General features: G+C 69.7%; 8 protein-coding genes. 3 read left to right on the forward strand and 5 right to left on the reverse strand.

What is annotated here, in order from left to right; genetic code table 11:
* Together Q0L54_RS09070 and Q0L54_RS09075 are read right to left on the reverse strand one after the other, a co-directional pair.
* On the reverse strand, positions 1 to 2238 hold a 2238-nt coding region (locus Q0L54_RS09070), incomplete at its 3' end, for a glycoside hydrolase family 65 protein (protein ID WP_296667416.1).
* Positions 2235 to 2951, reverse strand: coding sequence for an HAD-IA family hydrolase (locus Q0L54_RS09075; RefSeq protein WP_296667429.1), 717 nt, complete (start codon positions 2949 to 2951; stop codon positions 2235 to 2237). The genes Q0L54_RS09075 and Q0L54_RS09070, both read right to left, overlap by 4 nt.
* 205 nt (positions 2952 to 3156) lie before the next feature.
* Between Q0L54_RS09075 and Q0L54_RS09080 the strand changes: the two genes are divergently transcribed.
* Positions 3157 to 3777 carry a hypothetical protein gene (locus tag Q0L54_RS09080; RefSeq protein ID WP_296667420.1) on the forward strand — a complete coding sequence of 207 codons (621 nt, stop codon included), beginning with the start codon at positions 3157 to 3159 and terminating at the stop codon, positions 3775 to 3777.
* An 8-nt stretch (positions 3778 to 3785) separates the two neighbouring features.
* On the opposite strand, the gene pth is transcribed toward Q0L54_RS09080, so the two are convergent.
* Together pth and Q0L54_RS09090 are read right to left on the reverse strand one after the other, a co-directional pair.
* On the reverse strand, positions 3786 to 4343 hold the full coding sequence (pth, locus tag Q0L54_RS09085) for an aminoacyl-tRNA hydrolase (RefSeq protein ID WP_296667431.1): 558 nt from the start codon (positions 4341 to 4343) through the stop codon (positions 3786 to 3788).
* 86 nt (positions 4344 to 4429) lie between these two features.
* A complete protein-coding gene (locus tag Q0L54_RS09090) occupies positions 4430 to 5050 on the reverse strand; it encodes a 50S ribosomal protein L25/general stress protein Ctc (RefSeq protein ID WP_296667422.1) in 621 nt (206 codons plus the stop codon).
* Between the two features lie 186 nt (positions 5051 to 5236).
* Between Q0L54_RS09090 and Q0L54_RS09095 the strand changes: the two genes are divergently transcribed.
* Positions 5237 to 6025: a DUF1206 domain-containing protein gene (locus tag Q0L54_RS09095; protein ID WP_296667424.1), complete on the forward strand. Its 789-nt coding sequence runs from the start codon at positions 5237 to 5239 to the stop codon at positions 6023 to 6025.
* A gap of 1 nt (position 6026) precedes the next feature.
* On the forward strand, positions 6027 to 6728 hold the full coding sequence (locus tag Q0L54_RS09100) for a phosphatase PAP2 family protein (protein ID WP_296667426.1): 702 nt from the start codon (positions 6027 to 6029) through the stop codon (positions 6726 to 6728).
* Positions 6729 to 6746: 18 nt separating this feature from the next.
* Here Q0L54_RS09100 and Q0L54_RS09105 read toward each other — a convergent pair.
* Positions 6747 to 7547 (reverse strand): ribose-phosphate diphosphokinase (locus tag Q0L54_RS09105; RefSeq protein ID WP_296667427.1); only part of this gene is annotated, 801 nt, incomplete at its 5' end.

Consider the following 7547-nt stretch of genomic DNA (forward strand, 5'->3'; position numbering starts at 1 on the left):
CATCTCCGGCCAGGAGGCCGGCAGGCGCGGGTCGAAGGACAGCACGCCCCCGTAGTCGCGCATCCCGCCGAACCCGTGCACGAGCGCCGACCACACGCCGCCCGCGGACGCCACATGGACGCCGTCGGCGGTGTTCGAGTGAAGGTCCGCGATGTCGACGAACAGGCCGTCCCAGAAGTAGCGCAGCGCGAGCTCGTGGTAGCCCACCTCCGCGGCCATGATCGACTGGACCACGCCCGACAGCGTCGAGTCGCCCGTGGTGATCGGGTCGTAATAGTCGAAGTCCGCCTTCTTCTCCTGTGCGGAGAACTGGTCGCCCTGGAGGAACAGGGCGAGCACCACGTCGGCCTGCTTGAGGACCTGGAAGCGGTAGATCACCAGCGGGTGGAAGTGCAGCAGCAGGGGGCGCTGCTCGGGGGGCGTGTTCTCCAGGTCCCACAGCTCGCGCTCATGGAACAGCGCGTCCTGCGGGTGGATGCCCAGGTCCTCGTCCCACAGGATCGCCATGGCCTCGGCGGCGCTCTCCCACTCGACCACCTCCGCATCGGTCAGGCCCACCCGGGCCACCATCTTGCGGTACTGCTCGGGCCACATCGACGCGAGCTTGCGGACGGCAGCCGCGGCGGAGCGCAGGTTGAAGCGCGCCATGACGTTCGTGTACAGGTTGTCGTTCACCACGGTCGTGTACTCGTCGGGTCCGGTCACGCCGTGGATGCGGAACGAGGACCCGTCGCCCTTGATGTTGCGCCAGAAGCCCAGATCCGCCCACATGCGCGCGGTCTGGACCAGGATGTCGATGCCCTCGCGGGCAAGGAACTCGTCGTCCCCCGTGGCGTTGACGTACTTGTCGATGGCGAAGGAGATGTCGGCGTCGATGTGATACTGCGCGGTGCCGGCCGCATAGTACGCGGACGCCTCCTCGCCGTTGATGGTGCGCCACGGGAACAGCGCCCCGTGCTGGGCGAGGTCGTTGGCGCGCTGCAGAGCCTTCGGCAGCATCCGATAGCGGTACCTCAGCGCATTGCGGGCGATCCCGGGCGAGGTGTAGACGAAGAACGGGACCACATAGATCTCCGTGTCCCAGAAGTAGTGACCGGAGTAGCCCGAGCCCGTCACGCCCTTCGCGGCCACGCCCTGACCGTCGCCGCGCGCCGCCGCCTGAGCCAACTGGAAGAGGTTCCAGCGGATCGCCTGCTGCACGCGATCGTCCCCGTCGACCTCGACGTCGGACCGTGCCCAGAAGTCCTTCAGCCACGCCTCCTGGTCCGCGAACTGCGTGTCGATGCCCTCGGAGCGCACGCGGCTCAGGGTGCGGTGGCAGCGGTCGCCCAGCTCGCGCGCGGGCACCACGCGGGACGTGTGATAGGTCACCACCTTGGTGAGCGTGAACGTGCGGCCGGGCGCCGCGCGGAAGCGGAACACGGCCTTGGCGAAGTCCGGCTCGATCTCGGTGTCGCGCTCCACGTCGCCGTCGAACTCGACCTCATGCTCCATCGCCACGGCCAGGGTCATGTCCGAGTTCGCGCACTTGTACCCGAGCATGAGGTGGTCGTCGTGGGCACGATGCAGGCGCGGCTCGAGCACGCGTTCCGAGAGGGATTCGGACTTGCGCGGGTCGAACGCGGGGCCGCCGCTCGACGACGAGCGGTACTCGTCCGCGCCGGCCTGCCGGTTGAGGAGCTGGGAGGAGATCGCCACCGGCGCCTCCTTGTCGAGCAGCGTCACCTCGAACTGCATGATCGCGAGGTGGCGCTGCGTGAAGGACACCATGCGGCGCGAACGCACGCGAACGCGGTTGCCCGCCGGGGTGCGCCACAGCAGGTCGCGGGTCAGCACACCTGTGCGCATGTCGAGCGTGCGCGAGTACTCCGGGAGATCGGCGACGGACAGCAGCAGCGGCTCGTCATCGACGTAGAGACGGATGATCTTCGCGTCCGGCACGTTGACGATGGTCTGGCCGGTGCGCGCGAAGCCGAACGCCTCCTCCGCGTGCCGGATCCGCCACGTCTCGTGGAACCCGTTGATGAACGTGCCGTGGGCGTACGAATCGTGGCCCTCCTCGACGTTGCCGCGCAGGCCCAGGTAGCCGTTGCCCACGGAGAACAGCGTCTCGGTGGTGCCCAGGTCGTTGGCGCTGAACTCCGTCTCCACCAGCCGCCACGGATCCGCAGGGAACCGCAGCCGGTCGACGTAGTCGGGAGCGTTCTCTTCCCCCAGCCCGTGACGTGCGGCCCTCACGGAGACACCAGCTCTGCCAGGTCCTTCACGATGATGTCGGCCCCACCCTCGCGGAGCTCCTCGGCGCCGGCGCCGCGGTCGACGCCCACGACCAGGCCGAACGCACCCGCCTTGCCCGCCTGCACCCCCGACATCGCGTCCTCGACCACTACGGCGGCCTCCTTGGGCACGCCCAGCAGTTCCGCGGCGCGCAGGTAGGTGTCGGGAGCGGGCTTGCCCGCAATGCCCTGATCGGCGGCGACCTGCCCGTCGACCACGATCTCGAATCGGTGCGCGATGCCCGCCGCGGCGAGCACGGCCGGGGCGTTGCGCGAGCTCGACACCACGGCCATCGCACAGCCGATGGACTCGAGATGATCCATCAGCGCCACGGATCCGGGGTACGGCTCGACACCGTCCTCGCGCAGGATCGCGGAGAACGTCTGGTTCTTGGTGTTGCCGACCCCGCAGACCGTCTCCACGCCAGGCGCATCCTCGGGGGTGCCGTCAGGCAGGGTGACGCCGCGCGAGGCGAGGCAGGCGCGCACACCGTCGTAGCGCGGCTTGCCATCCACGTAGGTGAAGTAGTCGGCGTCCGTGTACGCGGGTGTGATGCCGTGCGCCTCGAAGAAGTCGGTGAACATGCGGTTCCAGGCGGCCATGTGCACATCCGCGGTGGGTGTCAGCACGCCGTCCAGGTCGAACAGCGCCGCACCGAACGATGCGCCGGGCATCTGCGGGATCCGCCAGGGGCTGGTCTGGGATGTCACGGGGTCTCCCTCGAGATCGGCTCTCCACGGGACGCGCGCGCCCCGTGAGGAGGTCGGCAGCACGCGCGGCACGACCCTCCGATCCTAGTCAGCCGTGACCCCGGGCTGTCGAGACCCCGAGGACAATTCCGGCGCGGAGGGAGGTGCCGGACGGGCATATCGTGGAGGAATGGACGCCGAGCAGCTCGATGCCGTCGGGCCGGAGGACCTGGTCCCCGGCGCGATGCTCGAGCGCCGCCACCTCGACGGCGCCGTGCTGGGCGACCTGGAGATCCCCGGACTCCAGCTCTTCGAGTGCGTGGTGAGCGACTGCCAGGGCGATCGATGCGTGCTCCCGAACCTGCGGGCCTCCGGCACCACCGTGATCGGGACCTCGCTGGCGTCGCTCGAGATGCCGGGCGCGACCATCTTCTCCGGGCGCTTCGAGGGTGTCAGGATCGGGGCGCTGCTGGCGGACGGCTCGGACCTCTCCGTGCTGCGCATCGTCTCCTCGCGGATCGACGTGCTGTCGCTGCGCGACTCCCGGTTGCGCCGGATCGACATCCGGGACTCGCACATCGGCGTGCTGGACCTCACGGGCACCAGGGTGCGAGAGGTCACCGTGACCGGCGGCACGCTCGACGAGCTGGTGCCGTCACGGGGCAGGATCGACGGCTTCGATGTCTCTGGCACCGAGCTGGGCCGCGTGAGCGATCCGGGCGCGCTCGCCGGCGCCACGCTGTCCGCCCAGCAGGCGATGGCGCTGGGCCCGTCGCTGGCGGAGCACCTGGGCGCCATCGTCGTCGACTGAGGCCGGCGTCAGCCCTTGGAGTGGAACCGCAGCTGTGCCGCCTCCAGGCCGTCCGCAAGCACGGCCTCCACGGCGTCCGCCGCATCGTCCACGAGGAACGGCAGCTCCTTGCGCTCGGCAGCAGAGAAGGGCTTGAGCACGAAGGCGGCCGCGTCCATCCGGCCCGGGGGCCGTCCGATGCCCACCCTCACCCGCACGTAGTCGGGGGTGCCCAGCGCCTTGGTGATGTCCTTGAGGCCGTTGTGACCGCCTGAGCCACCGCCGCGCTTGATCTTGACGGCGCCGAACGGGATGTCCAGGTCGTCGTGGACCACGATCACGTCCTCCGGGGCGACCGAATGATACTTCGCAAGCGACGACGTGGGCCCGCCGGAGACGTTCATGTACGACATCGGCACGCCCACCACCACGGCCTCGCCCGCCACGCGCACCGTGGCGGTGCGCGTGTGCGTCCGCTTGTTGACGGACAGCGATCCGGAGCCGCGCGCCGCGAGCTCGTCGGCGACCATCTGGCCCACGTTGTGGCGGGTCTGCTCGTACTCGGGACCGGGATTGCCCAACCCCATCACCAGCGCGCTCACATTGTCCTCCTGAGACGACGACGCCCGGCCAGCCCAGAGTCGGGCGAACCGGGCGATCATCGGTACGGGTGCTACTCGGCGGCGGTCGCGGCCGGGGCGGCAGCGGCCGCGGTCTCGGCGGCCACGTCGGCGGCGTCGTCCTCGGCGGTGCCGGAGCGCGGCACGGAGATCATCACGACCGTGATGTCGGTGTCGGTGGCGAGGGTCGAGCCCTGGGGCAGCACCACGTCGCTGGCGGAGATCTTGGCGCCCTCCTCGAGACCCTCGATGGAGACCTCGACGAACTCGGGCAGGTGCGTGGCCTCTGCCTCGAGCTGCAGCGAGGTGGTCTCGAGCACGTGGATGGTGCCGGGAGCGGACTCGCCCACGAGGTGCACAGGCACCTCGACGGTGATCTTCTCGCCCTTCTTCACCAGCAGCAGGTCCACGTGCTCGATGATGCGGCGCACCGGGTCGCGCTGGACATCCTTGGCGATGGCCATCTCCGACGAGCCGTCGATGGTGATGGTCAGCAGCGCGTTCTGGTGCTTGAGCGCCATCATCGTGTCGTGGCCCGGAAGCAGGATGTGCAGCGGGTCGGTGCCGTGACCGTAGATCACCGCGGGGATCTGGTGAGCGGCGCGGGCGCGGCGCGCGGCGCCCTTGCCGAACGCGGTGCGCTTCTCGGCGGCGAGCGTGAGCTTGTCGGACATGATGTTCTCCTCTGACGTCAGATGGGGCCCAGGCAAGGCAGGCTTCTCGCATCTGCCGCGTCGATCACGCCGGGTACGACTCCCAGCCTCGCCGAGGAACTGGTCAACTATACCCGGGACACGAGCCCGGTCGCCACCTCCGCGTCGGGCGGGAATCACGGCACCCCCCACCGTGGTTGCCTGGGCATGGCAACGTCCACGAGCGGTGCCCGATCGGGCACGTCGGGCGACATCTGGGAGAAGGCGGCACGCGCGGGGTACGCCGTCTCCGGAGTCCTCCACCTGATCCTCGGTTTCCTCATCGTCAAGATCGGCATGGGCAGTGGCGGCGAGGCGGATCAGAGCACCGCGCTGGCGAGCCTGGGCCACAACCCGCTGGGCACCGTGATCCTGGGGGCCGCTGCCGCGGCGTTCCTTGCGCTCGCCCTGTGGCAGCTGGCCGATGTCGTGCGCGGCTCGGACACCACGGACCGGCTGAAGGCCGCTGGCAAGACGGCGCTGTACCTGTCCCTCGCCGTCACCGCGGCGTCCATCGCCATGGGCTCCAGCGACACGAACGGCGACCAACAGGCCCAGGGATTCGCGAGCACCGTCATGCAGGCGCCCGCGGGCCGAGTCCTGGTAGGCGCCGTGGGCGTGGGCATCGTCGCCGCAGCGATCTACCACGTGTACAAGGGCTTCACCAAGAAGTTCCTCGAGGACCTGAAGCCCATCAACCGCGGCGAGGTGGGCGCCGGCGTACGTGTGCTCGGCATGATCGGCTACCCCGCCAAGGGCGTCGCGCTGGGTGTGGTGGGCGTGCTGTTCACCGCCGCCGCGGTCACCGCGGACCCGAACAAGGCCCAGGGCGTGGACGGCGCGGTCGAGAGCCTGCTGGGGGCCCCGGGCGGCCCGGTCATCGTGATCCTGGTGGGCCTCGGATTCGCCGCCTATGGGCTGTACTCCTTGGGCCGCGCCCGCTACGCGAGGATGTGACATGAGCCGCCACCACACCGACGCCCCCGCGCCCACCGGCCGCGAGGTCGCCCTCGCCATCCCCCGCCGGATCCTCCTTCCTGCGGCCGTGCTGTGGGTCGCGGTGGTGGGCGTGGGCCTGCTGCTCGCGCAGCTGCCGGAGAACGGCATCAACGAGTGGTTCGTCGGGGTTCGGACGCCCGCCCTCGACTCCGTCACCGGCGTGGTGTCCTCGATGGCGTCGACGACCGTCATGATCGCGACATGCGTGGTGGTGGTCGCGCTGGTGTGGTGGAGATCGGGACGATGGTGGTTCGCGATCGTGCCGGCCATCGCGCTCGCCGTCGAGGCCGCGGTGTTCCTCACCAGTTCCCTGATCGTCGGGCGCGAGCGCCCGGACGTCGACCACCTGGACGATGCGCCCCCCACCTCGAGCTTCCCGAGCGGGCACACCGGGGCGTCTACCAGCGTCTACATCGCCTTCGCCCTGATGGCCACCCGAATCCGCAACGGCGCCGCGCGGGTGACGGTGATCGTGATCTGCGTGCTGCTGCCCATCGGCGTGGCGCTCGCGCGCGTCTATCGCGGCATGCACCACCCCACCGACGTGCTCGCGGGGATCGCCGTGGGCGTGACGTGCGCACTCATCGCGTGGAACTGGCTGCCCCGCAGGGACGATGCGGGAATCACCGAGACGCCGAGGGCGGCACCCGCCTCGGCGTGAGCGGGTGGCGGCTCGCGGTCAGACGTTGCCGTCGAAGAGGCTGGTGACCGAGCCGTCGTCGAAGACCTCACGGACGGCGCGGGCGATGAGCGGGGCGATCGACAGCACGGTGAGCTTCTCGAACTGCTTGTCGTCGGAGATCGGCAGCGTGTCCGTGACGATCACCTCGGACACCCCGGAGTTCTGCAGGCGATCGACAGCGGGACCCGAGAGGAGCCCGTGAGTGGACGCGACGATGACGTCCTTGGCACCGTTCTCGAACAGCGCCTCGGCGGCCTGCACGATGGTGCCGCCGGTGTCGATCATGTCGTCGACCAGCACACACGTGCGCCCCTCGACCTCACCCACCAGCTCGTGGACCTTGACCTGGTTGGGCACGGACGGGTCGCGGCGCTTATGGATGATCGCCAGCGGCGCCCCCAGGTGGTCCGACCACTGATCGGCGAGCCGGACGCGGCCCGCATCGGGCGAGACGATGGTGAGGTTGCCCGGCGAGACACGGCTCTTCACGTAGTCCGCGAGCATCGGCATGGCCCACAGGTGGTCGACCGGGCCGTCGAAGAAGCCCTGGATCTGCGCGGTGTGGAGGTCCACCGACATGACCCGGTTGGCGCCGGCGGTCTTGAACAGGTCCGCCATGAGGCGCGCGGAGATGGGCTCGCGACCCTTGTGCTTCTTGTCCTGACGCGCGTAGCCGTAGCTGGGGATGATGACGGTGATCCGCTTCGCGGACGCGCGCTTCATCGCGTCGACCATGAGCAGGTGCTCCATGATCGCCTCGTTGATGGGCGCCGCATGGGACTGCAGCACGAAGGCGTC

The organism is Demequina sp. (assembly GCF_024642165.1).
Taxonomy (GTDB): Bacteria; Actinomycetota; Actinomycetes; order Actinomycetales; family Demequinaceae; genus Demequina.

Bases quoted from the DNA above. Each gene is read 5' to 3' on its own strand.
- Q0L54_RS09095 (WP_296667424.1), top strand. From the start codon at position 5,237: ATGGCAACGTCCACGAGCGGTGCCCGATCGGGCACGTCGGGCGACATC.
- Q0L54_RS09080 (WP_296667420.1), top strand. From the start codon at position 3,157: ATGGACGCCGAGCAGCTCGATGCCGTCGGGCCGGAGGACCTGGTCCCC.
- Q0L54_RS09090 (WP_296667422.1), bottom strand. From the start codon at position 5,050: ATGTCCGACAAGCTCACGCTCGCCGCCGAGAAGCGCACCGCGTTCGGC.
- Q0L54_RS09075 (WP_296667429.1), bottom strand. From the start codon at position 2,951: ATGCCCGGCGCATCGTTCGGTGCGGCGCTGTTCGACCTGGACGGCGTG.
- pth (WP_296667431.1), bottom strand. From the start codon at position 4,343: ATGGGGTTGGGCAATCCCGGTCCCGAGTACGAGCAGACCCGCCACAAC.
- Q0L54_RS09100 (WP_296667426.1), top strand. From the start codon at position 6,027: ATGAGCCGCCACCACACCGACGCCCCCGCGCCCACCGGCCGCGAGGTC.